The organism is Luteibacter sp. SG786, assembly GCF_011759605.1.
In the GTDB taxonomy this organism is placed as follows: domain Bacteria; phylum Pseudomonadota; class Gammaproteobacteria; order Xanthomonadales; family Rhodanobacteraceae; genus Luteibacter.
Window position 1 is genome coordinate 309,822 of record NZ_JAAOYX010000001.1, and the last position, 26,755, is coordinate 336,576.

The following is a 26,755-nucleotide window of genomic DNA, read 5'->3' on the forward strand; positions in this document are numbered from 1 at the left end:
ACGGCGTGTCGCCCGGGGTCATCCGCACATCATGCGGAAACGTCGTCGTCCGGGTCCAGCCCGTACAGACGGCCGGCGGCGTGGAGGAGGTCGAGATCGCCCGCCATGGCCGCATCGCGCAGGCGCGCGCTGGGCGTGTGCAACAACTTGTTGGTGAGCGTGTTCGCCAGGAAGGCGAGGGTTTCCTCCGCCGGCCGGCCCTTCGCCAGCATGGCCTGGGCCTTGGCCAGAACCTCGTCGCGCTGTGCCTCGGCGGCCTGCCTGAGGTCGACGGCGGGGTTGCGCAGGTTGAGGGCGCGGCGCCAGGACATGTACCGCTCGACCTGGAGATCGATGATGGCGTCGGCCTCGCGCGCAGCCAGTTCGCGCGAGCGGCGGTTTTCGTCGATGACCTGCTTCAGGTCGTCGATGCCATAGAGGTAGACGTCGTCGAGCGCGGCGACCTCGGGCTCGATGTCGCGCGGAACGGCGATGTCCACCATGAACATCGGCCGGCGACGGCGCGCGGCGATCGCATCGGCCACCATCGTACGCGTCACCACCGGCTGCCGCGACGCGGTGGAGGTGATGACGATGTCGGCCTCGGCGAGGTGACGGGGCAGGTCGGCCAGCGAAATGGCATAGCCGGCGTAGCGGCCGGCCAGTTCCTGCGCGTTCTCGAGCGTGCGGTTCGCGACGATCAGACGGCGTACGTTCTTGTCGGCGAGGTGGCGGGCAGCGAGTTCGATCGTCTCGCCGGCGCCGATCAGCAGCACGCAGGCCTGACGCAGATCGGTGAAGACCTGCTCCGCCAGCCGGACCGCCGTGTACGCGACCGAGACGGTATGCGCGCCGATACGGGTGTCCGTGCGTACGCGCTTCGCCACCGCGAAGGTGTGTTGCAGGAGGCGTTCCATGGGGGCACGCAGGCTCTGCGCCGAGCGGGCCTGCTGATAGGCCTCCTTCACCTGGCCCAGGATCTGCGGTTCGCCCAGCACCATGGAATCCAGCCCCGTGGCTACGCGGAACATGTGGCGCACCGCGTCCTGCTCGTCGTGCCGGTACAGGAACTCGTCGAGGCGTTGTGGGGTCAATCGGTGCTGACGCGTCAGCCACTGTCCCGGCACCGTCTCGAAACCCTCCGCCACGCTGCAGTACAGCTCGGTGCGGTTGCAGGTGGAGAGGATCATGGCTTCCTCGACGCCCGGCTGACGGGTGAGGTCGCCCAGCGCCTCGGGTGCCACCGCGGCGTCGAACGCCACCTGCTCGCGCAGGCTGACCGGCGCGGTGAGGTGATTGAGCCCGAGGGCGATGAGTGGCATGACGGGTCGGCTTGGGTGGCGTCGGCTAAGCTAAGGGCGCATTGTGCCCCTACCAAGGCGCCGGCGCTTGCAGGTGCCTAACGGGAAAGACGGAGAGTAGTGTGCTGAGCGGTCGGTTCAAGTTCAAGCAAGTGCGTCAATTTGCGGTGCTGCTGGCGCTGGCGGCACTGGCCGGCTGCGCCACCACGCGCCCGGCGGAGGCGCCCAAGGCCACGCGCACGGGCGTCCAGCCGCTCGACCGGCTGACCGTAGCGATCGTTCCGCCCGAGCGCGACCTCGAGGCCCAGCTGATGGCGGGCGACTTCGCCCTGGCCGCCAACGACCTCAAGGCGGCGTCCGAGGCCTATGGCCATGCGGCTGCCATCAGTGACGATCCCAAGGTGGCCGCCCGCGCCGCGGAACTGGCGCTGGCCGTGCACGACCAGGCGGCCACGGCGAAGGCGGTCGAGCGCTGGGCGGCCCTTGGCGCGAAACCGGCCGAGCTGGCCTCGGCCCGCGCCCGCATGGCGCTCGACCGCGGCGACACGGCGGAGGCGCAGCGCCAGCTGGACGCCCTGATCGCCACCGGCGATCCCGACGCCTGGCGCGAATTCGGCCGCATCCTGGCCAGCGGCCGCGACGCCGCCCAGGCAGGCGTGCTGCTGGAACGGATTGCCACGCCGCAGCGGCTTCCGAACGATTCCACGGCGTGGCTTGCCATGAGCGAGCTTGGCGAGAGCCTGGGCCGGCACGATTACGCCACGTCCATCGGCGATGCCGCGCTCGCCCGTTTCCATAACGGGACCACCTACGCCTGGGCGGGGCAGCGCGCCTTCCAGGCTGGCGACAAGGCCGGTGCGAAGAAGCTGTTCGCCAAGGCGGTGGAGCGCGACCCGAAGAATCCGCGCTTGCGGATGGCCTACGCCAGCCTGCTGGTGCAGTTGGGCGACACCAAGGCCGCGACGAAGCTTCTCGCCACCGGTGCGCAGAATGCCGACACCTACACCATGCGCCTCAGCCTGGCGGCCAAGGCCGAAGACAAGGCCGCCATCGTGCGCCTGTACGGCGAAATTCGCCGCCAGTCCGACGACGTGCAGGCCGAGAACGCCTTCATCCTGGGCCAGATGGCGGAACTGCTGGGCAAGCAGGAAGACGCACTCGACTGGTATGCCGCCGTCGGCGACGACGATCCGCGCATCTTCGACGCATCCGTGCGCAGTGCGGTGATCCTCCACCAGCAGGGCAAGGACGACGATGCGCACGAGATCGTCGCGGAACTCCAGACCAACTTCGCGGAGCACCCGGAGCAACTCCTCAAGGCCTTCGCGGTGGACGGCGAACTCTACATGGATGCAGGGCGCTTCAATGAGGCAGCCGACGCCTTCGGCAAGGCGTTGCAAGTGAAGGCCGACGACACCGATATGCTGTACGGCCGCGGCCTGGCCTATGCGGAAGCCGGTCGGATCGACGACGCCGTGGCCGATTTCCGCAAGGTGCTGTCGCTGAAACCCGGCGATATCGAGGCGAGCAACGCCCTCGGCTACACGCTGGCCGACAGCGGCCGCGACCTGGGCGAAGCGCAAAGCCTTATCCAGACCGCGCGCGAGGCGCGTCCGAACGATCCGTCCGTCGCCGACTCCTGGGGCTGGCTGAAGTACCGCCAGGGCGAGCTCGACCAGGCGGAGAGCACCTTGCGCGGCGCATGGGCGCAGCGCAAGGACGCGGAGATCGGCGTGCACCTCGCGGAAGTGCTGTGGACCCGTGGCCGGCATGACGAGGCGCGCAAGCTGCTGAACGAGGTGCGCCGCATCGACCCGAAGAGCGCCGCGCTGGAAAAAACCGAGCAGAAGCTGCGTCCTTGATACCCTCCGGTGTGAGGTGCTTTTTGTGGGAGCCGCTTCAGCGGCGATCCCGCGACAGCGGGCAAGCTCGCTGCAGGCGCCATGGCTCCTGATGCGGCCCCTCACACTAGCCTCCCGCACCGTGCGCCCGGAATCCGCATGCACTCTTTTCGTTTTGTCCGAATCGCTCCTGTATTCATCTTGTGCCTGCTCGCCGCCTGCGCCACGACCCGCGCGCCCGTCCGCCAGCCCGGCGACGCCCTCACGCTCGGCCTGCAGGAGCAGCGTGAGAAGGCCCTCGGCGATACCGACCACTGGACGCTCGAAGGTCGGCTGTCCGTGTCCAACGGCAAGGATTCCGGTTCCGGCAGCCTCACCTGGCGCCAGGACGGGGCGCGTTATGAATTCACGGTACGCGCCCCCGTCACCGGGCGCAGCTTCCGCCTCACCGGCGGTCCGGAAGGGGCGGAGCTGGACGGGCTGGACGGTGGCCCCCGGCGGGGCCCGGATGCCGAATCGCTGATGGCGAGCACAGTCGGCTGGCAGATTCCGATGGTCGAGCTGAAGCGCTGGGTGCTCGGCCTCCGTGCCGAGGGCGGCGCGGCGGACATCGCCTTCGGCGCGGATCGTCTGCCCTCCCGTATCGTCCAGGATGGCTGGACAGTGGACTACAAGCAGTGGGACGCCGCGCGGCAGCCGCCGATGCCCTCGCGCGTATTTGCGGAAAAGGCACCGTACAAGGTTCGCCTGTCCATCGAAGACTGGACCTTCGGCCGGTAGGAGCGCGCGCCGTATACTTCCGCGCTTCGGTACCCATGGCTTGCTCGATGAACTTCACCATCTCCCGCGCACGGGACGACGATGCCGCGCGCCTGTGCGCCATCGAGCGCGCCGCAGTGGAACTCTTTCGCGGCCATGAGGCTTGGCCGTCGTATTCCGGTCTGGCCCTGCCGGTGGAGACCGTTCGCGAGCTGATCGCCCGTGGCTTCGTATGGGTTGCCGTGGTCGACGGCGAGGTGGTCGGCTTCGTTTGCCTGGCGCCCGAAGGCGACGACACGATCGGTATCGCCGAAATCGACGTACTCCCCGCCTTCGGCGGCAGGGGCATCGGGGCGGCGCTGCTGGAACACGCCTGCACCTGGGCCCGCGAGGCCGGCTATGCCGGGGTGGCGCTGGGCACACTGGCAGATGTGCCATGGAACGCGCCGTTCTATGCGAAGCACGGTTTCGCGGCTGTCGACAAGCACGCGCCCGAATTTACCGAGGCGCTGGAACGCGACCGGGCCAACGGCTTTCCCGACCACCTGCGGGTGTTCATGCGGCGCGAGCTGGCGCCGCTCTCGCGCGAGGACTGGACCGTCTGGCCGGCACCGGCCAAGCTCAATCTGTTCCTGCGCATCCTGGGCCGCCGCGACGACGGTTACCACGACCTGCAGACGGTCTTCCGCCTGCTCGACTGGGGCGACGAGGTCCGCCTGCGGGTAAGGACGGACGGCGCGATCGTGCGGCCCACCCCCGTGCCGGGCGTTCCCGAGGACGCCGATCTGGCGGTGCGCGCTGCCCGGCTGCTCGCCGCGGAGACAGGAACGGCGCTGGGCGCGGAGATCGCGGTGGCGAAGCGCATTCCCATGGGCGGCGGGCTGGGGGGCGGCAGTTCCGACGCCGCCAGCGTCCTGGTTGGCCTGAACACGCTGTGGGGAACCGGCCTGGACGAGGATGCGCTGGCCGCGTTGGGCGCCAGGCTCGGTGCCGACGTGGCCGTGTTCGTTCGGGGCCGTTCCGCCTGGGCGGAGGGTGTGGGCGAGCGGCTCACCGCCCTGCGCCTTCCCCGTCGCTGGTACGTGGTGGTCGATCCGCACGAACACGTGCCCACTGCGGCCCTTTTCGCGGCTCCCGAATTGACACGTCGTGCCCCTCCGGCGACAATTTCATCCTTTGTTTCCGGGGATTCGGCGGAAAACGCCTTCGAACCGGTGGTCCGTGCGCGCCACCCGCGGGTGGCCGCGGCGCTGGACTGGCTGGCGGGCTTCGGCCACGCCCGCCTCTCCGGCAGCGGCGGTTGCGTGTTCCTGGAAACGAGAACCCACGAGGCGGCGCTTGGCGTCGCCTCGCGCTGTCCCGGGGGCTTCACGGCCCACGTGGCGGCGGGTGTCGATCCATCGCCGCTGCTGTTGGCGCGGAGCCGGATCGAGGCAAGGGGCATCGTGTCGTAAGAACGGGTAGGGCCGCGGGCTGCGGCAAAGCCATGGCGGGCCGTTGGTTCGCCGGAACGAATTGTTGGGGCGTCGCCAAGCTGGTTAAGGCACGGGATTTTGATTCCCGCATGCGCAGGTTCGAATCCTGCCGCCCCAGCCACCGCTCGCGGTGGCATAGCCGAACCAACCCACTCACGCCAGGAGTTCCTTCGTGGATACGTCCACCCCGATGCTGTTCAGCGGCAACGCGCACCGCGCGCTCGCCGACGATGTCGCCGCCCGCCTCGGCATTCCCCTGGGCAAGGCCCTCATCGGCCGGTTCAGCGATGGCGAGGCGCAGATCGAGATCGAGGAGAACGTACGCAAGCAGGAAGTGTTCGTCATCCAGCCGACGGGCGCACCCAGCGCGGAAAACCTGTTCGACCTGCTGGTGCTGATCGATGCGCTCAAGCGCGCCTCGGCCGGCTCGGTGACGGCGGTGATGCCGTATTTCGGCTATGCGCGGCAGGATCGCCGCCCGCGCTCGGCCCGCGTGCCGATCACGGCCAAGCTGGCCGCGAAGATGATCGCCACGGCCGGTGCGGACCGCGTGCTCACGATCGACCTGCATGCCGACCAGATCCAGGGCTTCTTCGACATTCCGGTGGACAACGTGTACGCCTCGCCGGTGCTTCTGGCCGACATCTGGCGTCACCACAGCATGGACGACCTGATCGTGGTCAGCCCCGACGTCGGCGGCGTGGTGCGTGCGCGTGCGCTCGCCAAGCGCCTGGACGACGCGGACCTGGCCATCATCGACAAGCGCCGCCCGAAGGCGAACGTGGCCACGGTCATGAACATCATCGGCGACGTGGAAGGCAAGACCTGCGTGCTGGTGGACGACATCGTCGACACGGCCGGCACGCTTTGCGCCGCGGCCGCGGCGCTGAAGGAAAAGGGCGCCCGCAAGGTGGTCGCCTACTGCGTCCACCCAGTGCTTTCGGGGGCCGCGATCGACAACCTGGAGCACTCCCAGCTCGACCAGCTGGTGGTGACCAATACGCTGCCGTTGCGCGACAACGCCCGTAACTGTGCGAAAATCCGCCAGTTGTCGGTCGCGGAACTGCTCGCGGAGACGATCCGCCGCATCGCCTTCGGCGAATCGGTGAGCTCGCTCTACATCGACTGATCCACCGTTTTTTTCGGACTCTCCTGGTCGCGGGGGAGTCCTTTACCCACCGCCGCGAGGCGGTTTACTTGAGGCAACACCAATGGCTACCAATCATCAGCTCACGGCCACGAGCCGCAGTGTGGAAGGGAAGGGTGCGAGCCGCCGCCTCCGCACCGCGGGCTACGTGCCGGCGATCGTGTACGGCGCGGGCGAAGCCCCGCAGGCGATCCAGGTCCTCCACAACGACGTGCTGCTCGGCTCGCGCTACGAGTCGTTCTATTCGTCGGTGATCGACCTGACCGTCGACGGCAAGCTCCAGAAGGTCCTCATCAAGGACTGGCAGAAGCACCCGTTCAAGCAGCTCATGCTGCACATGGACTTCCAGCGCGTGAACGAGAACGAAGCCGTGCGCGTGGCCGTTCCGGTGCACTTCCTGAACCAGGAGAAGTCCCCGGCCGGCAAGACCGCGGGCCTCGTGATCTCGCACAACCTGACGGAAGTGACGGTCTCCTGCCTGCCGAAGAACCTGCCGGAGTTCATCGAACTCGACCTCGCCAACCTGAAGTCGGGCGACATCATCCACCTGTCCGACCTCAAGCTGCCGGCTGGCGTGGAAATCCCGGAACTGGGCCTTGGCAAGGAGCACGACGTGGCCGTGGTCACCGTGGCTTCCATCCAGGAAGAAGTCGACCCGACGGCCGCCGAGGGCGGTGAAGCCCCGACCGAAGAGAAGAAGTAAGGACCCTGTAGTAGCCGCCATGGCGGCGAGGAAATCCCGCGAAGCATCGCAGGTTTCCCTCGCCGCTATGGCGGCTCCTACATGATGTTATGGCGACACTTCGTCTCATCGTCGGCCTCGGTAACCCCGGGGCCGAATACGTCAGGACCCGGCATAACGCCGGGTTCTGGTGTGTGGACGCGCTGGCCATGGAGCATGGCGAGCGCTGGGCCTTCGACGGCAAGCTGCATGGCGAGACGTGCAAGCTGCGCATCGGGGGCGAAACGGTCTGGCTGCTCAAGCCGGCCACCTTCATGAACAAGAGCGGCATCGCCGTTGCCTCGGCGCTGCGCTACTACAAGATTGCGCCGGAGGAATGCCTCGTCGCCCACGACGAACTGGATCTCCCGCCCGGCACCGTCCGCATGAAGTTCGATGGCGGCCACGGCGGCCAGAACGGATTGCGCGACATCATGGCCCACCTGGGCCACGGCAAATTCCATCGCCTGCGGGTCGGCATCGGCCACCCCGGGCACAAGGACAAGGTCACCCCGTGGGTGCTCGGCCGGCCGAGCGCGGCCGACGAGGACGCCATCATGCACGGCCTGGGACGTGCCTTCGACGTGCTGCCTCTGGCGCTGTCAGGCAAGTTCGAGGAAGCCATGAAGCGGCTGCATACTGCCGCGTAAAGAGTGAACCGTGAACCGTAAGGAGTGGCGCAGAGGCGACTTGCGACGCTTACGGTTCACAGGCCGCGCAGCGGCCGACTTACAGGGCCGAAAGGCCCGACTTACGAGGCGATGCCCCGTAATTCCACCTTATTGCGACAAAGCTGAGAGCATCGCCTACATGGGTATCAAATGCGGCATCGTCGGCCTGCCTAACGTCGGCAAGTCCACCCTCTTCAATGCGCTGACCAAGGCAGGCATCGCCGCCGCGAACTTCCCGTTCTGCACGATCGAGCCGAACACCGGCATCGTGCCGGTGCCGGATCCGCGCCTGGACGAACTCGCGGCCATCGTGAAGCCGCAGCGCATCATTCCCACCACCATGGAATTCGTCGATATCGCGGGCCTCGTGGCCGGCGCATCGAAGGGCGAGGGCCTGGGCAACAAGTTCCTCGCGCACATCCGCGAGACCGACGCCATCGCGCATGTGGTGCGCTGCTTCGAGGACGGCAACGTCATCCACGTGGCGAACAAGGTCGACCCGATCGCCGATATCGAAACCATCGACACCGAGCTGGCGCTGGCCGACCTGGAGTCCGTGCTGAAGGCGCTCGACCGCGTCACGCGCTCGGCGAAGGCGAACGACAAGGACGCGCTGGCGCGCAAGCCGGTGCTGGAGAAGCTCGCCAAGGCGCTCGACCAGGGCAAGTCGGCGCGGGCCGCCGGCCTCGACGCCGAAGAGAAGGCGCTGGTCCGCGACATGTTCCTCATCACCATGAAGCCGCTGATGTACATCGCGAACGTCGCGGAAGACGGCTTCGAGAACAATCCGCACCTCGACGCCGTGCGCGCCCGTGCGGTGGAAGAGGGCGCCGAGGTGGTGCCGGTGTGCGCCGCCATCGAGGAAGAACTCTCGCAGCTCGAAGACGCCGACCGCGACGAATTCCTCAAAGACCTCGGCCTCGAAGAGCCCGGCCTCAACCGCGTCATCCGCGCCGGTTACAAGCTGCTCGGGCTGCAAACCTATTTCACCGCCGGCGTGCAGGAAGTGCGCGCATGGCAGGTTCGCGCCGGATCGACGGCACCGCAGGCCGCGGGCGTCATCCACACCGACTTCGAGCGCGGTTTCATCCGCGCCGAAACGGTCGCCTACGACGACTACATCAAGTTCAAGGGCGAGCAGGGCGCGAAGGAAGCCGGCCGCCTGCGTCTGGAAGGCAAGGACTACCTCGTCAAGGAAGGCGACGTGCTGCACTTCCGCTTCAACGTCTGACGAAAAGCCCCGGTCCTCCGGGGCTTTTTTTTAGAGCCCTTCACTCATTCCTGGGGGCGACGTTCCCGATGCGTGGCTTCAACCGCCCGGCGCGGTCATCTGCCGCTGCATGTGATCCAGATACTGGTCCAGTTCGCCCACGCTCGCGAACACTTCCGCCACCGGCACGGCCTTCACGATGTCGAACACCTTCTTCACCTGCGGCTGCGGGTTGACCAACAGCGTGCGGCCGTCGCGGTCGTGCACTTGCTTGCGCAACTGGGCGAGGCTGCGCAGTCCGGCGCTACTGATGTATTCCAGGGCCGAAAGGTCGATCACCAGCGTACCGCCGTTGTCCAGCAGCGGGGTGACGTCGCGCAGGGCCTCATCGAACGCTGCGTAGGTCGCTGCGTCGAGACGGCCTTCGAGCCACACGGTGCTGCGGTCGGGGCTGGGGCTTTCGCTGCGGACGATGAGAGTCATAGGGCAGGCTCGTCGGAGGGATCGAAACGGATGACGACACGGTTGCCGTGTGCGTCGCGTGCATAGTGGAATTCGCTGGCGATGCTCCGGGCCAGGTGCAGGCCCAATCCGCCGATGTCGCGTCGTGCGATGTCGCCCGGCAGGTCGGGCGGTTCGCGTTGCAGCGGATCGAATGGCATGGCGTCGTCACGCAGTTCGAGGTGCACCACGTCCGCCTCGACTTCCAGGCGGATATCGATATTGCCGTCGCGGCCGTCCGGGTAACCATGGCGAACGGTGTTCACGAGCAGCTCCTCGAGAACCAGGCGCACGTCGGCGCGGCAGGACGCGTCCACCTCGGCGCGATCCAGCGCGCCTTCGGCCCGGTCCAGCGCGAGGAAGACGTCCTCCAGCCGGTTAGGAATGCGCAACCGCATCGAGGCGGGCTCCCACGGCGCCGCTGTCGTGCCAGGTCAGCGCGAGCAGTGCGATATCGTCGTAAGCCGGCGCGCCGTCGACATAGGCATCGACGTCGCCCAGCACCTGTTGCACGTAAGCTTCCGGCGTGGCGCCGTCCTCGACGCGAGCGATGCTGTCCAGGATGGCGTGCGTGCCATACAGGCGCTGATTGGCCGCATGCGCCTCGCTGACGCCGTCGGTGTACATGAGCAAGGTATCGCCCCCAAGCAACGTGAGTACGCGTACAGGGTAGCGCGCTTCGGTGTCCAGGCCGAGCGCGGGGCCGGTTTCCACGTCGACGAAGGCGGCGCTGCCGCCGGCGTGCAGCACTGGCTGCTCGTGCCCGGCGCTGGCGAGCGAGAGCAGGCCGGTTTCGGTTTCCACCACGCCGCAGAGCAGGGTGACGAACATGCAGGTGTCGTTGCCCTTGCACAGTTCGCGATTGAGCGCGCCGAGTATTTCGCTGGGCGAGCGGGCATGCGTCGCGAGGGTGCGCGCGAGCGTAATGGTGCGCGCCATGAAAAGCGCGGCGGGAATGCCCTTGTCCGAGACGTCTCCCACCATCACGCAGATATGGCGCGCCCCGAGGGTGAAATAGGTATAGAGGTCTCCGCCCACGGCACTCGCCGGACGCAGTGCGGCATGGACCTCGACGCGGCCGTCGGCGGCGAGCCAGTGCGGTTCGGGAATCAGGGCCAGCTGGATCTGGCGCGCGATTTCCAGTTCGCTCGCCATGCGTTCCTGTTCGCGAGCGATCTGCTTCGCGCTGTCTATGTGGCCCGCCAGTTGCCGGCGCATCTGGTCGAAGGCCCGGGTCAGGCGCCCGACCTCGTCCTTGCGGCGAATGTGGGGCAGGGGGAAATCGAGCTGGCCGCGCGCGACGTCGTCCGCACGATCCGAGAGAATCACCAGCGGTGCCATCAGGCGCCGGGTGATCACCAGCGCGATGAGCGATACCCCGGCCAACGCCAGGAGGCCCAGGAGGATGTCGACGTAGTAGGTGCGGCGAAGATCGGCCAGCACCTCCCGTTCCGGCATGGTCAGGCCGAAAGTCCAGCTCGTACCCGGGATCGCGACGAAATACACCCAGACCGGCTCGCTGACGCGGCTACCCATCTCCGGGGTGAGTCGCACCGGGTTCTCCCCCGCGGCAAGGGCCGCGCGGAAGGGTTTGCTGCCCCGGGTGCCGACGTAGGAGGTCCAGTCGTGGGCAAGGAACTCACCGTTCGCATCCACCACGAAGGCCGAGGCGTGCTCGGGTTTGCTCAACTCGCCCAACAGCCGTTGCAACCAGCCCAGGCTGATGGTGGCGTCCGCGACGCCGGCGACGGGCACCTTCTGCCCGGGAATAGCTACCGAATAGCCGATAAGGGTGTCGGGCCGGCCCACCGCGTGGAAGGGCGCTTGCCAGCACCCGTCGTCGCAATTGAGGCCGCGGATGAACCACGACGACGTCCAGTAGAGCCCCGGATCGTCCAGCCGGCTGCCCATGCTGAGCGTGCCGTCGGTGGCGCGCCGCGCGATCGGCGCGTCGGTGGGGTGGGGCGCGGCAGTGTCGCGCGGGATGAACGCGGCGGTGATGTCTACCAGTTCGGGATTGACGGCGAGCGTGTCGCGGATGATTCCGGGAGCTTCGTCACGACGGGTGGCCAGGACGCCGGCCATCACCCGTGCTACTCGGGATACGTTGCCGAGGCGCCCCTGGATGCGCGTCGCAGCCCACCCTGAGACGGCCGAGGCCTCCTGTTCCGTCTGCTTGAGAATCTGGTCGCGGGTATGCGACAGCAGCAGTCCGCCTGTGACGACGAGCACGATCGCCGAGCCCAGCAGGACACCCAGGGCGAGTCGCGTGGCGACGCTGCGAAAGACCATCGGGGCGCTCCCGGGGGATATGGTCGGAATCTATGCTGCGGGGAGCGGCCCGGCAAGCTGCCGCTCCGGTCATAATCCGGTTTTTCCAAACAAGGTCACGCCATGCCCGGCATCCAGCGCGAAGTCGAATTCCGTTTCCTGGCCCAGCCCACCGATGTGAACTTCGGCGGCAAGGTGCATGGCGGCATGGCCATGAAATGGCTGGACCAGGCAGGCTACGCCTGCGCGGTGGGCTGGAGCGGCGCGTACTGCGTCACGGCTTCGGTCAGCGGTATCCAGTTCCTCGCGCCCATCCTGATCGGCGACCTGGTGACCGTGCGGGCTCGTCTCATCCACACGGGCACCTCGAGCATGCACCTTGCGGTGGACGTGCTGGCCCGGGATCTGCGAAGCGGCGAGGAGCGCCTGGCCACGAGCTGCGTCATGGTGTTCGTGGCCCTGGACAAACCCGATGGCGGCAAGCCCACGCCCGTTCCCCCATGGAGGCCGGTGGAAGAGAAAGACCTGCGCCTGCAGGAGTACGCGATGAAGCTGATGGAGATGTCCCGCGCGATGGAGCCGCTGGTTCTGGCAACCCGCGAGGCCTGATCGCGCTTCCCATTCGAACGGCCCGTCGCTACACTTCGCGGCCCGCTCGTCGAGCACCCGTATCGGCGGGCCGTCGCACCGTTTCGGAGCCGTCGCCGCGCGTGATTTTCCCGTGCGGAAGTTGTTGACAGTTTCCCGGACGCTCGCGACAATAGGCGTTCTTTGTTGGAGGAATACCCAAGCGGCCAACGGGGGCAGACTGTAAATCTGCTGGCTTACGCCTTCGGTGGTTCGAATCCACCTTCCTCCACCAGACGAGTTCCGCGCAGTGCGGGAGTAGTTCAATGGTAGAACTTCAGCCTTCCAAGCTGATTGTGCGGGTTCGATTCCCGTCTCCCGCTCCATTGTTCATACGCGCATTGCGTCATGTGCTCATGTAGCTCAGTCGGTAGAGCACTTCCTTGGTAAGGAAGAGGTCGCTGGTTCGATTCCAGTCATGAGCACCATCTTCGTCGTCCGCGGCGGTTCCTTTTTTACTATCTCATTGGCTCCAGCGGAGTTTAACGCTCATGGCAAAGGGTAAGTTCGAACGCACCAAGCCGCACGTCAACGTCGGCACCATCGGTCACGTCGATCACGGCAAGACCACGCTGACGGCCGCGCTGACGAAGGTCGGTGCCGAGCGCTTCGGTGGCGAATTCAAGGACTACGGTTCGATCGACGCGGCGCCGGAAGAGAAGGCGCGCGGCATCACGATCTCCACGGCCCACGTGGAATATGAATCGCCGACCCGTCACTACGGCCACGTCGACTGCCCGGGGCACGCCGACTACGTCAAGAACATGATCACCGGTGCCGCCCAGATGGACGGCGCGATCCTGGTGTGCTCGGCCGCTGACGGCCCGATGCCGCAGACCCGCGAGCACATCCTGCTCTCGCGTCAGGTCGGCGTGCCGTACATCGTGGTGTTCCTGAACAAGGCCGACATGGTCGACGACGCCGAGCTCCTCGAGCTCGTCGAGATGGAAGTCCGCGAGCTGCTGTCGAAGTACGAGTTCCCGGGCGACGACACCCCGATCATCTCGGGCTCGGCCCGTCTCGCCCTCGACGGCGACCAGTCCGACATCGGCGTGCCGTCCATCATCAAGCTCGTCGATGCGCTTGACACCTGGATCCCGGAGCCGCAGCGCGAAATCGACAAGCCGTTCCTGCTGCCGGTGGAAGACGTGTTCTCCATCTCGGGCCGCGGCACGGTGGTCACGGGTCGCGTCGAGCGCGGCGTCATCAAGGTGGGCGATGCGGCGGAAGTCGTGGGCCTGCGCGACACCCAGACCACCACGGTCACGGGCGTCGAGATGTTCCGCAAGCTGCTCGACCAGGGTCAGGCGGGCGACAACGTCGGCGTGCTGGTCCGCGGCCTGAAGCGTGAAGACGTCGAGCGCGGTCAGGTGCTGGCCAAGCCGGGTTCGGTCACCCCGCACACGCACTTCGAGGGCGAAATCTACGTCCTGTCGAAGGACGAGGGCGGTCGTCACACCCCGTTCTTCAGCAACTACCGTCCGCAGTTCTACTTCCGCACCACGGACGTCACGGGCTCCATCAAGCTGCCGGAAGGCACCGAGATGGTGATGCCGGGCGACAACGTGAAGATCACCGTCGAGCTCGGTTTCCCGATCGCGATGGACGAAGGTCTCCGCTTCGCTATCCGTGAAGGCGGTCGCACCGTCGGCGCGGGCGTGGTCTCGAAGATCATCAAGTAAGAACGATGCCGGCCCCTTGGGGCCGGCAGCCAGTCGCGGGGCGGGTGGGTCGTCGACCGCCCGCCTTCGCGGTTCCACTGTTTCACCTGTACGCCAGTAGCTCAATTGGCAGAGCAGCGGTCTCCAAAACCGCAGGTTGGGGGTTCGAGTCCCTCCTGGCGTGCCACTCCCGAGTCCGCATGAATACGAAGGCACAAGAAGCCAAGGGTATGGGCCCGGCCGATCTCGGCAAGCTGGCGCTTGCGCTGGTCGTGCTCGTCGCCGGCATCGTCGGTTTCTACTATTTCAGCGATAACCCGAACGTGCCGTCCTTCGCGCGCGTCGCGGGCGTTATCGTCGCCGTGGTGGCCGCCATGGCCATTGCCGCCTTCACGGTTCCGGGTCGCAAGCTGCGTGGCTTCGTTGCCGAATCGCAGTTCGAAATGCGCAAGGTCGTCTGGCCGACGCGCGACGAAACGCTGAAGACCACCGGCGTCATCCTGGTGGTCGTGGTCATTCTTTCGCTGCTGATGGGGCTCATCGACTGGTTGCTGAAGTCGGTCGTGCTCGATTGGCTGCTTAAGCTCGGACATTGAGGTAAGGCATGAGCAAGCGCTGGTACGTGGTTCACGCCTATTCGGGGTTCGAGCAGCAGGTTCGCAAGGCCCTGGAAGAGCGCGTCAAGCGCGAGGGCATGGAAGAAAAGTTCGGTGAGATCCTGGTTCCGACCGAGGAAGTCATCGAGATGCGCGGCGGCCAGAAGCGTCGCAGCGAGCGCAAGTTCTTCCCCGGTTATGTCCTGGTCCAGATCGAAACCGACACGAGCGGCAAGACGCCCCGTATCGACGACGAGTGCTGGCACCTGGTCAAGGAAACCCCGAAGGTCATGGGTTTCATCGGCGGCACCGCCGACCGTCCGCACCCGATTCGCGATACCGAGGCCGACGCCATCCTGAGCCGCGTGCGCGAGGGTGTCGAGAAGCCCCGTCCGAAGGTTCTCTTCGAGCCGGGCGAGATGGTCCGCGTCACCGACGGCCCGTTCAACGACTTCAACGGCGTGGTCGAGGAAGTCAACTACGAAAAGAGCCGCCTGCGCGTCGCAGTGCTCATTTTCGGTCGTTCTACCCCGGTCGAGCTCGAGTTCGGCCAGGTGGAGAAGGCCTGACGGCCCTCTGATCGGCGCTGCCGGTCCTCCTCGGCACAGGGTTTGCATAGCCCGTGTGAGGAGCCTATAATGCCCGGTTCACGCTGGAGACTTGTGCTCCGGCGTGTCCGTGTTTCAGGGGTTCGCAGGCGCGAGCCCACCACACTCCAGGGACGGTCTACAGCGAGGAGCCGCAAGGCGTCCGCACTCGCGAGGAACTAAAATGGCAAAGAAAGTCATTGGTTACATCAAGTTGCAGGTGAAGGCCGGTCAGGCCAACCCGTCGCCGCCGGTCGGTCCGGCGCTCGGTCAGCGCGGCCTGAACATCATGGAGTTCTGCAAGGCGTTCAATGCCGCCACGCAGAAGCTCGAGCCGGGTCTTCCGATCCCGGTCGTGATCACGGCCTACTCGGACCGTACGTTCACCTTCATCACGAAGACCCCGCCGGCCTCGATCCTCCTCAAGAAGATCACGGGCGTGGCCAAGGGCTCGCAGAAGCCGAACACCGACAAGGTGGGCAAGGTCACCCGCGCCCAGCTCGAGGAAATCGCGAAGCAGAAGGAGCCGGATCTCACGGCTGCCGATCTCGATGCCGCCGTGCGCACCATCGCCGGTAGCGCGCGTTCCATGGGTCTGGTGGTGGAGGGTTAAGACATGGCAAAGCTCACCAAGCGTATGAAGGCCGCCACGGCCGCCGTGCAGCCCGGCAAGACCTACGGTCTCGACGAGGCGCTGAAGATCGTCAAGGACAACGCCAAGGCGAAGTTCGCCGAATCCGTGGACGTCGCCGTCCGCCTCGGTATCGACGCCAAGAAGTCCGACCAGGGCGTTCGCGGTTCCTCGCTGCTGCCGCACGGCACCGGCAAGACCGTTCGCGTTGCCGTGTTCGTTCCGCCGGGTGAAAAGGCAGACGCCGCTCTCGCGGCCGGCGCCGACGCCGTCGGTATGGACGACCTCGCCGAGAAGATGCAGGCGGGCGACCTGAACTACGGCCGCGTCATCGCCACGCCGGACGCCATGCGCGTCGTCGGTAAGCTCGGCCAGGTGCTCGGTCCCCGCGGCCTCATGCCGAACCCGAAGGACGGCTCGGTCACCGCCGACGTCGCCACGGCCGTCAAGAACGCCAAGGCCGGCCAGGTCAAGTTCCGCAACGACAAGGGTGGCATCATCCACGCCACCATCGGCAAGGCGAGCTTCGATGCCGCCCAGCTGGCCGACAACCTCAATGCGCTGATCGCCGATCTGCTGAAGGCCAAGCCGGCCGCGGCGAAGGGTCAGTACATCCAGAAGGTGTCGCTGTCGAGCACGATGGGCGTGGGCGTCCCGGTCGATACCTCGACCGTGAACACCTCGACCAAGTAAGTGTTACGACCCTTCGCCGGCCATGCCGGCGGAGGGCACGTTTTTGAGGGCAGCCCCGGTTGCAATGCCGGGGCAGCCGTCAAAGACCGTAGGCGCGGACAGCGCGCGACGACGACGAGCAGGGAGCTCGTGTTGGCAAGGAATCGCCGTCGTCGGAAGCGGGTTCGCTTAATCGGAGGCCTTGAAGGCTCCGGCCTGCGTAGATGGTGCAGCCCCTTCTGGCATTCGTTTCGAATCTGGAAAGGCCACCACCCGGGATGCGTGCATCCCCGATGTCAGGACGATGTCGCCCAGGACCGCAAGCGGCAGGAGTCGTGAGCGGAGTTCACATGAGGAGTGCAACGTGGCTTTAAATCTCTCCCAGAAGCAAGAAGTAGTCGCCGAGCTGGCAGAAGTCGCTGCGAAGGCTCACTCCTTGGTCGCCGCCGAATACGCGGGCACCACGGTCTCTCAGATGACCGAGATGCGCAAGAAGGCCCGCCAGTCGGGTGTGTTCCTGAAAGTCGTCAAGAACACGCTCGCTGCCCGCGCCGTGGCCGGTACCGAATTCGAGGTCGTCAAGGACGCCCTGGTCGGTCCGCTGCTCTATGCGTTCTCGACCGAGGAACCGGGCGCCGCTGGCCGCCTGATCAAGGAATTCGCGAAGACCAACGACAAGCTCAAGCCGAAGGTCGTCTCCATCGAGGGCAAGCTGTTCGATGCCGCGCACGTTGACGTGCTGGCTTCGCTGCCGACCCGCGAAGAGGCCCTGGCCATGCTGGCCCGCGTGCTGGCCGAGCCGGTCACGATGTTCGCCCGCGCCGTCAAGGCCGTTGCGGACAAGCAGGGTGGTGGCGAAGTCGCCGCCGAAGCCCCGGCCGAAGCCTGATCTCGACTTTTCCCATTCGAAACCCCATTTCAGAAGGTAAGAAACAATGTCCACCCTGACCACCGAACAGATCGTTGAAGCCATCAAGGCCAAGTCCCTGACGGAAATCATGGAGCTGGTGAAGTCGATCGAAGACACCTTCGGCGTCTCCGCTGCCGCTCCGGTCGCCGTCGCTGGCCCGGCTGCTGCCGCTGGCCCGGCTGCCGAAGCGCAGACCGAGTTCGACGTGATCCTGAAGTCCGCCGGCGACAAGAAGGTCGACGTGATCAAGGCCGTCCGCGCCATCACCGGCCTGGGCCTGAAGGAAGCCAAGGACCTCACCGAGGCCGGTGGCGTCGTGAAGGAAGCGGCCTCGAAGGAAGATGCCGAGAAGTTCAAGAAGGACCTCGAAGCTGCCGGCGCCACGGTCGAACTCAAGTAATCGGCGCCTTGCGCGCCAGTTGTTCGACATAGCGTCAAGCGAGCCTGGGGGCGTAAGCCCCCGGGCTTTGCCCGTTGAACGGGCGGTGAAGAGTGAACCGTAAACAGTAAGTTCTCACGGTTCACGGTTCACGGTTCACGGTTCACGGTTCACGGTTCACGGTTCACTGATTCACTGTTTCACGTGTCCCGTCGGAAATGGGACATCGCGATTCGAGAGCGCCGGCACGGGCTCCGCGGTTCGAATCCCGATCTCCGATTTTCGATTCATTAACTGTTAGCCGGCGCTCCCTGGCCGGCATCATGAAACCGAGGCGGTACCCACCATGACCTACTCGTTTACCGAGAAGAAGCGCATCCGTAAGGACTTCGGCAAGCGGCCCCCCGTGCTGGGCGTGCCCAACCTGCTGACGATCCAGACCGACTCGTACAAGGAATTCCTGCAGGAGCAGGTGAACCCCAAGGCGCGCGAGGACAAGGGCCTGCACGCCGCCCTGAAGTCGGTGTTCCCGATTTCCAGCTATTCCGGCAATGCCGCCCTCGAATACGTCGACTATCGCCTCGGCGAGCCGGCGTTCGACGAGCGCGAGTGCCGCAACCGCGGCATGACCTTCGGCGCGCCGCTGCGCACTACCGTCCGCCTGGTCATCTACGACAAGGACAGCCCGGCCTCGAAGAAGGCCGTGAAGTACGTGAAGGAGCAGGAGGTCTACATGGGCGAGATTCCGCTCATGACCGAGACCGGCACCTTCATCATCAACGGCACCGAGCGCGTCATCGTCTCGCAGCTGCACCGTTCGCCGGGCGTGTTCTTCGACCACGACCGCGGCAAGACGCACAGCTCGGGCAAGCTGCTGTTCTCGGCCCGTGTCATTCCTTACCGTGGCTCGTGGCTCGACTTCGAGTTCGACCCGAAGGACGCGCTGTTCACCCGTATCGATCGTCGCCGCAAGCTGCCGGTGACGGTGCTGCTGCGCGCGCTCGGCTACACCAACGAGGAGATGCTGAGCATCTTCTTCGAGCACAACGTGTTCCACCTGGGCAAGAAGGGCGGGGTCACCCTCGACCTCGTCGCCGAGCGCCTGCGCGGTGAAACGCTCTCGTTCGACCTCGTGGTCGACGGCAAGGTGCTGGTCGAGGCCGGCAAGCGCATCACCGCGCGCCACGTTCGCCAGCTCGCCAACGAGAAGATCGCCACGCTCGAAGTGCCGGACGACTACCCGGTGGGCCGTATCGTGGCCATCGACATGGTGGACAAGGACACGGGCGAAATCATCGCCGCGGCCAACGACGAACTGACTCTCGAGCACCTCGAGCGCTTCCGCAAGGCGGGCATCGAAACGGTGCCGACCCTCTACGTGAACGACCTCGACCGCGGCGCGTACATCTCGAACACGCTGCGCATCGACAACACGCGCACGCAGCTCGAGGCCCTGGTCGAAATCTACCGGATGATGCGTCCGGGCGAGCCGCCGACCAAGGACGCCGCGCAGAACCTGTTCTTCAACCTGTTCTTCACCTTCGACCGCTACGACCTCTCGGCTGTCGGCCGTATGAAGTTCAACCGTCGCGTCGGCCGCAAGGACGTAATCGGTCCGGGCGTGCTGTACGACCACAAGTACTTCGCCGAGCGCAAGGAAGAAGAATCCCAGCGTCTGGTGGCCGAGCAGGGCGAGACGTCGGACATCCTCGACGTGCTGCGCGTGCTCATCGACATCCGCAACGGTACCGGCACGGTGGACGACATCGACCACCTGGGCAACCGTCGCGTGCGCTCGGTCGGCGAAATGGCGGAGAACACCTTCCGCATCGGTCTCGTCCGCGTCGAGCGCGCGGTTCGCGAGCGCCTGTCGCTGGCCGAATCCGAGGGCCTGACCCCGCAGGAACTGATCAACGCCAAGCCCGTCGCGGCGGCGGTGAAGGAGTTCTTCGGTTCGTCGCAGCTCTCGCAGTTCATGGACCAGAACAACCCGCTGTCCGAAGTGACCCACAAGCGCCGCGTGTCGGCGCTCGGACCGGGCGGACTGACCCGTGAGCGCGCCGGCTTCGAAGTGCGCGACGTGCATCCCACGCATTACGGCCGCGTCTGCACCATCGAGACCCCGGAAGGCCCGAACATCGGCCTGATCAACTCGCTGGCCGTGTACGCCCGCACCAACGCCTACGGCTTCCTCGAGACGCCGTACCGCAAGGTCGAGAACGGCAAGGTCACCGACAAGGTCGACTACCTCTCCGCGATCGAAGAGGGCGACCACGTCATCGCGCAGGCGAACTCGCCGCTCACGAAGGACGGCAAGTTCATCGAAGACTTCGTGTCCTGCCGTTTCCGTGGCGAGTCGGAGCTGCGTCCGTCGGCCGAGATCAACTACATGGACGTCTCGCCGATGCAGACCGTGTCGGTCGCGGCGGCGCTCGTGCCGTTCCTCGAGCACGACGACGCGAACCGCGCGCTCATGGGCGCGAACATGCAGCGCCAGGCCGTTCCGACCCTGCGCAGCCAGAAGCCGCTCGTCGGCACCGGCATCGAGCGCGCCGTGGCGCGCGACTCGGGCGTGACCGTGTCGGCCCGTCGTGGCGGCGTGATCGACCAGGTGGACGCGGCGCGTATCGTCGTGCGCGTGAACGAGAACGAGGTCGGCGACGATGACGCCGGCGTCGACATCTACACGCTCACGAAGTACACCCGTTCCAACCAGAACACCAACCTCAACCAGCGTCCGCTGGTGAACGTGGGCGACGTGGTGGCGGTGGGCGACACGCTGGCGGACGGTTCCTCGACCGACCTCGGCGAGCTCGCGCTCGGCCAGAACATGCTCGTCGCGTTCATGCCGTGGAACGGCTACAACTTCGAAGACTCGATCCTGATCTCCGAACGCGTGGTGCAGGAAGACCGCTACACCTCGATCCACATCGAGGAACTGACCTGCATCGCCCGCGACACCAAGCTCGGTGCCGAGGAAATCACGGCCGACATCCCGAACGTGGGCGAGCAGGCGCTCGCGCGCCTCGACGAGTCCGGCATCGTGTACATCGGTGCGGAAGTGAAGGCTGGCGACATCCTCGTGGGCAAGGTCACGCCGAAGGGCGAGAGCCAGCTCACGCCGGAAGAGAAGCTGCTCCGCGCGATCTTCGGCGAGAAGGCCTCCGACGTGAAGGACAGTTCGCTGCGCGTGCCCCCGGGCATGGACGGCAACGTCATCGACGTGCAGGTCTTCACCCGCGACGGCATCGAGAAGGACAAGCGTGCCAAGCAGATCGAAGAGACCGAACTGAAGCGCATCCGCAAGGATCTCGACGACCAGTTCCGCATCCTCGAGGGCGCGATCTACGCCCGTATGCGTGCGCAGCTCGTCGGCAAGACCGCCATGAGCGGCCCGGCCGGCCTGAAGCGTGGCGCCACGATCGACGACGCCTACCTCGACGGCCTGAAGAAGGACGACTGGTTCAAGATCAACGTCAAGGAAGAGGAAGTCTCCGAGTTCCTGGAGCGTGCGGCCGAGCAGGTCAAGCGCCACAGGGAGAACTTCGACAAGCGCTTCAAGGAGAAGCAGGGCAAGATCACCCAGGGCGACGACCTCGCGCCGGGCGTGCTCAAGATGGTCAAGGTCTACCTGGCCGTCAAGCGCCGCATCCAGCCGGGCGACAAGATGGCCGGCCGCCACGGCAACAAGGGTGTCGTGTCGATGATCGTGCCGGTCGAGGACATGCCGTTCTCCGCCGACGGTCGTCCGGTCGACATCGTGCTGAACCCGCTGGGCGTGCCTTCGCGTATGAACATCGGCCAGATCCTCGAGGTTCACCTCGGCTGGGCGGCGAAGGGCCTTGGCCACAAGATCGAAGCCATGATCGAGGCCAACGAGAAGCCGGCGAAGCTGCGCGAGTTCCTCGACGAGGTCTACAACCACGGCAACGCCGGTGCGGAAGGCGCGGTGCGTCACGTCGACCTCAAGTCGATGTCCGACCAGGAGATCGTCGCGCTTGCGGACAACCTCCGCGACGGCGTGCCGATGGCCACGCCGGTGTTCGACGGTGCCGAGGAGTCCGAGATCAAGCACATGCTGAAGCTCGCGGGCCTGCCGGAATCCGGCCAGACCGTGCTCTTCGACGGCCGTACCGGCGAGGCGTTCGATCGCCCCGTCACCGTCGGCTACATGCACATGCTGAAGCTGAACCACCTCGTCGACGACAAGATGCACGCGCGTTCGACGGGTCCGTACTCGCTCGTCACCCAGCAGCCGCTGGGCGGCAAGGCGCAGTTCGGCGGCCAGCGCTTCGGCGAAATGGAAGTCTGGGCGCTCGAGGCCTACGGCGCGGCGTACACCCTGCAGGAAATGCTGACCGTCAAGTCGGACGACGTGCAGGGCCGCAACCAGATGTACAAGAACATTGTGGACGGCAACCACGAGATGGCCGCGGGCATGCCGGAATCCTTCAACGTGCTCGTGAAGGAAATCCGCTCGCTCGGCATCGACATCGAGCTCGAAGAGATCAAGTGATCGTCGCGGCTACCGGAGATTACGCATGAAAGACCTGCTCAATCTGTTCAACCAGCAGCGACAGACGCTGGACTTCGACGCGATCAAGATCGCTCTGGCTTCGCCGGAGCTGATCCGTTCGTGGTCGTACGGCGAAGTGAAGAAGCCGGAAACGATCAACTACCGCACGTTCAAGCCTGAGCGTGACGGCCTGTTCTGCGCAGCCATTTTCGGTCCCATCAAGGACTACGAATGCCTGTGCGGCAAGTACAAGCGCATGAAGCATCGCGGCGTGGTGTGCGAGAAGTGCGGTACCGAGGTCACCCTGGCCAAGGTCCGTCGCGAGCGCATGGGCCACATCGAGCTGGCCAGCCCGACCGCGCACATCTGGTTCCTGAAGTCGCTGCCGTCGCGCATCGGCCTCATGCTGGACATGACGTTGCGCGACATCGAGCGCATCCTGTACTTCGAGGCCTTTGTGGTGATCGATCCGGGCCTGACCGCGCTCGAGCGCGGCCAGCTGCTCAGCGAAGATCAGTACCTGGAAGCCACCGAGGAGCACGGTGACGAGTTCGACGCCCGCATGGGTGCCGAGGCCGTCTACGAGCTGCTGAAGAGCCTCGACCTCCCGGGCGAAGTCATTCGCCTGAAGGAAGAGATCGCGTCCACCAACTCCGAGACCAAGCTGAAGCGCCTCACCAAGCGCGTGAAGCTGATCGAGGCGTTCCTGGAGTCGGGCAACAAGCCGGAATGGATGGTCATGACCGTCCTGCCGGTGCTGCCGCCCGACCTGCGTCCGCTCGTTCCGCTGGACGGCGGCCGCTTCGCGACCTCCGACCTCAACGACCTGTACCGCCGCGTCATCAACCGCAACAACCGCCTGAAGCGTCTGCTCGAACTCGCCGCGCCCGACATCATCGTGCGCAACGAGAAGCGCATGCTCCAGGAGTCGGTCGACGCGCTGCTCGACAACGGCCGCCGTGGCCGTGCCATCACCGGCACGAACAAGCGCGCGCTGAAGTCGCTCGCGGACATGATCAAGGGCAAGCAGGGCCGCTTCCGCCAGAACCTGCTCGGCAAGCGCGTCGACTACTCGGGCCGTTCGGTCATCGTGGTCGGCCCGACGCTGCGCTTGCACCAGTGCGGCCTGCCGAAGAAGATGGCGCTCGAACTGTTCAAGCCCTTCATCTTCGCCAAGCTGCAGGCCCGTGGCGAAGCCACGACCATCAAGGCCGCGAAGAAGCTCGTCGAGCGCGAGGAAGCGCAGGTCTGGGACATCCTCGAGGACGTGATCCGCGAGCACCCGGTCATGCTCAACCGTGCGCCGACGCTGCACCGTCTGGGCATCCAGGCGTTCGAGCCGGTGCTGATCGAAGGCAAGGCGATCCAGCTGCATCCGCTCGTGTGTACGGCGTTCAACGCCGACTTCGACGGTGACCAGATGGCCGTGCACGTGCCGCTGTCGATCGAGGCGCAGCTCGAAGCCCGCGCCCTGATGATGTCGTCGAACAACATCCTGTCGCCGGCGAACGGCGAGCCGATCATCGTGCCGTCGCAGGACGTCGTGCTCGGTCTGTACTACATGACCCGCGAGCTGATCAACGCGAAGGGCGCCGGCATGGTGTTCGCGAACATCGGCGAAGTGCGTCGTGCGTACGACAACCGTGCCGTCGAACTGCACGCCAAGGTGAAGGTGCGCGTGCGCAGCGTGGAAACGGTGGACGGCGAGCGCGTGGAGCGCCAGTCGCTCGTCGACACCACGGTGGGTCGCGCCCTGCTGGCCGAGATCATTCCGGAAGGCCTGCCGTTCGCGCTGGTCAACACGGAACTGACCAAGAAGAACATCTCGCGCCTGATCAACCAGAGCTATCGTCTGCTCGGCCTGAAGGAATCGGTCGTGTTCGCCGACAAGCTGATGTACACCGGCTTCCGTTTCGCGACGCGCGCCGGTATCTCCATCGGCATCGACGACATGAAGATCCCGGCGGAGAAGAAGGGCATCCTCGAAGAGGCCGAGAAGGAAGTCGTCGAGATCCAGGAGCAGTACCAGTCGGGTCTTGTCACCGCCGGCGAGCGCTACAACAAGGTGGTCGACATCTGGTCGCGCACCAATGAACTGGTCGCGAAGGCGATGATCGACGGCATCGGTACCGAGAAGGTCACCGACGCCGACGGCAACGTGGTCAACCAGAAGTCCATGAACTCGCTGTACATCATGGCCGACTCCGGCGCCCGCGGTAGCGCGGCCCAGATTCGCCAGCTGGCGGGTATGCGCGGTCTGATGGCCCGTCCGGACGGCTCGATCATCGAGACGCCCATCAAGGCGAACTTCCGCGAAGGCCTGAACGTCCTGCAGTACTTCAACTCGACCCACGGCGCCCGCAAGGGTCTCGCGGATACCGCGTTGAAGACCGCGAACTCCGGCTACCTGACCCGTCGTCTCGTCGACGTGGCGCAGGACGTCGTCATCACCGAGCACGATTGCGGCACGGAAGACGGCGTGCTGATGTCCCCGATCGTGGAAGGCGGCGACGTGGTCGAGCCGCTGCGCGAGCGCGTGCTCGGTCGCGTGGTGGTGGAAGACGTCTACGCCCCGGGCGACGACGACCAGCCGATCGTCACGCGCGACACGCTGCTCGACGAATACCTGGTCGACAAGCTCGACAAGGCCGGCGTGCAGCTGATCAAGGTGCGTTCGCCCATCACCTGCCGTGCCAGCCACGGTGTGTGCGCCCTCTGCTACGGTCGCGATCTGGCCCGTGGCCACCTCGTCAACATGGGCGAGGCCGTGGGCGTGGTGGCGGCTCAGTCGATCGGCGAGCCGGGTACCCAGCTGACAATGCGTACGTTCCACATCGGCGGCGCGGCATCCCGTGCGGCCGCCGTGGACAACGTCACGGTTCGTACCACCGGTGCGCTGAAGTTCAACAACCTGAAGTCGGTCGAGCACGCGCAGGGTCACCTGGTGGCGGTCTCGCGTTCGGGTGAAGTGAGCGTCATCGACGCCAACGGTCGCGAGCGCGAGCGTTACAAGGTGCCTTACGGTGCGACCATCACGGTGAAGGACGGCGACCCGGTGAAGGCCGGCCAGACCGTCGCGAACTGGGATCCGCATACCCACCCGATCGTTACCGAAGTGGCGGGCGTGGTGCGCTTCATCGACTTCATCGATGGCGTGACCGTGCAGTCGCAGACGGACGAACTCACCGGCCTCGAGTCGGCGGTGGTCACCGATCCGAAGCGTCGCGGCACCCAGGCCAAGGACCTGCGCCCGATCGTCCGCCTGGAAGACAGCAAGGGCCGTGAGCTCAAGCTGCCGGGTACCGACATCGCGGCCCAGTACTTCCTGCCGGCCGGCGCCATCGTGTCGATCCAGAACGGGGCCGAAGTGGGCGTGGGCGACGTGGTTGCCCGTATCCCGCAGGAAACCTCGAAGACCCGCGACATCACCGGTGGTCTGCCGCGCGTGGCCGACCTGTTCGAGGCCCGCAAGCCGAAGGAACCGGCGATCCTCGCGGAGCGTTCGGGCATCGTCAGCTTCGGCAAGGACACCAAGGGCAAGCAGCGCCTGATCATCAAGGACGCGGACGGCAACGAGCACGAGGAGCTGATTCCGAAGTGGCGTCAGGTCATCGTGTTCGAGGGCGAGCACGTGGAGAAGGGCGAAACCGTCGTGGACGGCGAGCCGAATCCGCACGACATCCTGCGCCTGCTGGGTGTCGAGCCGCTGGCCTCGTACCTGGTGAAGGAAATCCAGGACGTGTACCGCCTGCAGGGCGTGAAGATCAACGACAAGCACATCGAGGCGATCATTCGTCAGATGCTCCGCAAGGTCGAGATCACCGAGCCCGGCGACAGCACGTACCTCCGCGGCGAGCAGGTCGAGCGCGTCCGGATCAACGAGGAGAACGATCGCGCCGAGGCCCGGGGCGAGCGTCGTGCCGAGTTCGAATCGGTCCTGCTGGGCATCACCAAGGCGTCGCTGGCCACGGAGTCGTTCATCTCGGCGGCCTCGTTCCAGGAGACCACCCGCGTCCTCACCGAGGCGGCGGTCAGGGGCACCCGCGACACGTTGCGGGGCCTGAAGGAAAATGTTATTGTTGGGCGGCTAATCCCTGCGGGTACGGGCCTGGCATACCACGCTTCGCGTCGTAGCCAGGGCGGCCTGACGGCCTCGGAGCTCGAAACCCTCTCGGGTTCGGCACCGGCCGTCACGTTCGAAGAGGCTCCCGCCGGGTCCAACGATAGCGCCGAGTAAGGCCCGTACGCGGGTTTTGCTCGTACATACGAAATGAGGCGCAGGGAAGCGCCTCGTGTTCGG

21 protein-coding genes and 5 tRNA genes are annotated in these 26,755 nt (G+C 65.9%); 22 read left to right on the forward strand and 4 right to left on the reverse strand.

The window, feature by feature from the left end; genetic code table 11:
* Positions 1–29: 29 nt before the first annotated feature.
* The gene (gene hemA, locus FHS47_RS01305) at positions 30–1,301 is read right to left on the reverse strand and encodes a glutamyl-tRNA reductase (protein WP_167022052.1); all 1,272 of its coding nucleotides are present in this window, start codon (positions 1,299–1,301) and stop codon (positions 30–32) included.
* 101 nt (positions 1,302–1,402) lie between these two features.
* Between hemA and FHS47_RS01310 the strand changes: the two genes are divergently transcribed.
* The 8 genes from FHS47_RS01310 to ychF all read left to right on the forward strand — a co-directional run bounded on the left by FHS47_RS01310 (position 1,403) and on the right by ychF (position 9,125).
* Positions 1,403–3,142, forward strand: coding sequence for a tetratricopeptide repeat protein (locus FHS47_RS01310; RefSeq protein WP_167022054.1), 1,740 nt, complete (start codon positions 1,403–1,405; stop codon positions 3,140–3,142).
* 138 nt (positions 3,143–3,280) lie between these two features.
* The gene (lolB, locus tag FHS47_RS01315; protein WP_167022056.1) at positions 3,281–3,901 is read left to right on the forward strand and encodes a lipoprotein insertase outer membrane protein LolB; all 621 of its coding nucleotides are present in this window, start codon (positions 3,281–3,283) and stop codon (positions 3,899–3,901) included.
* Between the two features lie 47 nt (positions 3,902–3,948).
* Positions 3,949–5,334, forward strand: a complete 1,386-nt coding sequence (gene ispE, locus FHS47_RS01320) for a 4-(cytidine 5'-diphospho)-2-C-methyl-D-erythritol kinase (RefSeq protein ID WP_167022058.1) — start codon at positions 3,949–3,951, stop codon at positions 5,332–5,334.
* A gap of 65 nt (positions 5,335–5,399) precedes the next feature.
* Positions 5,400–5,476, forward strand: a tRNA-Gln gene (locus tag FHS47_RS01325).
* A gap of 51 nt (positions 5,477–5,527) precedes the next feature.
* Positions 5,528–6,484, forward strand: coding sequence for a ribose-phosphate diphosphokinase (locus FHS47_RS01330; protein ID WP_343203509.1), 957 nt, complete (start codon positions 5,528–5,530; stop codon positions 6,482–6,484).
* A gap of 82 nt (positions 6,485–6,566) precedes the next feature.
* Positions 6,567–7,205: a 50S ribosomal protein L25/general stress protein Ctc gene (locus FHS47_RS01335; protein ID WP_167022060.1), complete on the forward strand. Its 639-nt coding sequence runs from the start codon at positions 6,567–6,569 to the stop codon at positions 7,203–7,205.
* A gap of 89 nt (positions 7,206–7,294) precedes the next feature.
* Complete coding sequence (pth, locus tag FHS47_RS01340) at positions 7,295–7,873, forward strand: aminoacyl-tRNA hydrolase (RefSeq protein ID WP_167022062.1); 579 nt, start codon at positions 7,295–7,297, stop codon at positions 7,871–7,873.
* A 160-nt stretch (positions 7,874–8,033) separates the two neighbouring features.
* Positions 8,034–9,125, forward strand: coding sequence for a redox-regulated ATPase YchF (ychF, locus tag FHS47_RS01345; protein WP_167022064.1), 1,092 nt, complete (start codon positions 8,034–8,036; stop codon positions 9,123–9,125).
* 78 nt (positions 9,126–9,203) lie between these two features.
* Here ychF and FHS47_RS01350 read toward each other — a convergent pair whose 3' ends face one another.
* Genes FHS47_RS01350 through FHS47_RS01360 form a run of 3 tightly spaced genes read right to left on the reverse strand, consistent with a single transcriptional unit; the run spans position 9,204 to position 11,897 of the window.
* A complete protein-coding gene (locus FHS47_RS01350; protein ID WP_167022066.1) occupies positions 9,204–9,587 on the reverse strand; it encodes an STAS domain-containing protein in 384 nt (127 codons plus the stop codon).
* Complete coding sequence (locus tag FHS47_RS01355; RefSeq protein WP_167022068.1) at positions 9,584–10,003, reverse strand: ATP-binding protein; 420 nt, start codon at positions 10,001–10,003, stop codon at positions 9,584–9,586. The genes FHS47_RS01350 and FHS47_RS01355 overlap by 4 nt, the downstream gene beginning before the upstream one ends.
* Complete coding sequence (locus FHS47_RS01360) at positions 9,984–11,897, reverse strand: SpoIIE family protein phosphatase (RefSeq protein ID WP_167022070.1); 1,914 nt, start codon at positions 11,895–11,897, stop codon at positions 9,984–9,986. The genes FHS47_RS01355 and FHS47_RS01360 overlap by 20 nt, the downstream gene beginning before the upstream one ends.
* 102 nt (positions 11,898–11,999) lie before the next feature.
* On the opposite strand from FHS47_RS01360, the gene FHS47_RS01365 reads away from it, so the two are divergent.
* The 14 genes from FHS47_RS01365 (at position 12,000) to rpoC (ending at position 26,692) form a co-directional block, all read left to right on the forward strand.
* Positions 12,000–12,485: an acyl-CoA thioesterase gene (locus FHS47_RS01365; protein ID WP_167022072.1), complete on the forward strand. Its 486-nt coding sequence runs from the start codon at positions 12,000–12,002 to the stop codon at positions 12,483–12,485.
* Positions 12,486–12,652: 167 nt separating this feature from the next.
* A tRNA-Tyr gene (locus FHS47_RS01370) sits at positions 12,653–12,738 on the forward strand.
* Positions 12,739–12,755: 17 nt separating this feature from the next.
* Positions 12,756–12,829, forward strand: a tRNA-Gly gene (locus tag FHS47_RS01375).
* A gap of 26 nt (positions 12,830–12,855) precedes the next feature.
* Positions 12,856–12,931, forward strand: a tRNA-Thr gene (locus FHS47_RS01380).
* Positions 12,932–12,994: 63 nt separating this feature from the next.
* Entirely contained in the window at positions 12,995–14,185 is a 1,191-nt protein-coding gene (tuf, locus tag FHS47_RS01385) for an elongation factor Tu (RefSeq protein ID WP_167022074.1), read from the forward strand.
* Between the two features lie 90 nt (positions 14,186–14,275).
* Positions 14,276–14,351, forward strand: a tRNA-Trp gene (locus tag FHS47_RS01390).
* Between the two features lie 13 nt (positions 14,352–14,364).
* Entirely contained in the window at positions 14,365–14,760 is a 396-nt protein-coding gene (gene secE, locus FHS47_RS01395) for a preprotein translocase subunit SecE (protein ID WP_167022076.1), read from the forward strand.
* Positions 14,761–14,768: 8 nt separating this feature from the next.
* Positions 14,769–15,329, forward strand: coding sequence for a transcription termination/antitermination protein NusG (gene nusG, locus FHS47_RS01400; protein ID WP_167022078.1), 561 nt, complete (start codon positions 14,769–14,771; stop codon positions 15,327–15,329).
* Between the two features lie 202 nt (positions 15,330–15,531).
* On the forward strand, positions 15,532–15,960 hold the full coding sequence (gene rplK, locus FHS47_RS01405) for a 50S ribosomal protein L11 (RefSeq protein ID WP_045829444.1): 429 nt from the start codon (positions 15,532–15,534) through the stop codon (positions 15,958–15,960).
* A 3-nt stretch (positions 15,961–15,963) separates the two neighbouring features.
* On the forward strand, positions 15,964–16,671 hold the full coding sequence (gene rplA, locus FHS47_RS01410; RefSeq protein ID WP_167022080.1) for a 50S ribosomal protein L1: 708 nt from the start codon (positions 15,964–15,966) through the stop codon (positions 16,669–16,671).
* A gap of 343 nt (positions 16,672–17,014) precedes the next feature.
* The gene (gene rplJ / locus FHS47_RS01415) at positions 17,015–17,539 is read left to right on the forward strand and encodes a 50S ribosomal protein L10 (RefSeq protein WP_167027509.1); all 525 of its coding nucleotides are present in this window, start codon (positions 17,015–17,017) and stop codon (positions 17,537–17,539) included.
* A gap of 46 nt (positions 17,540–17,585) precedes the next feature.
* Positions 17,586–17,960, forward strand: coding sequence for a 50S ribosomal protein L7/L12 (gene rplL / locus FHS47_RS01420; protein ID WP_072324088.1), 375 nt, complete (start codon positions 17,586–17,588; stop codon positions 17,958–17,960).
* Positions 17,961–18,285: 325 nt separating this feature from the next.
* Positions 18,286–22,455 carry a DNA-directed RNA polymerase subunit beta gene (gene rpoB / locus FHS47_RS01425; RefSeq protein ID WP_167022082.1) on the forward strand — a complete coding sequence of 1,390 codons (4,170 nt, stop codon included), beginning with the start codon at positions 18,286–18,288 and terminating at the stop codon, positions 22,453–22,455.
* Positions 22,456–22,480: 25 nt separating this feature from the next.
* Entirely contained in the window at positions 22,481–26,692 is a 4,212-nt protein-coding gene (gene rpoC, locus FHS47_RS01430; RefSeq protein WP_167022084.1) for a DNA-directed RNA polymerase subunit beta', read from the forward strand.
* The last annotated feature ends 63 nt before the right edge of the window (positions 26,693–26,755 follow it).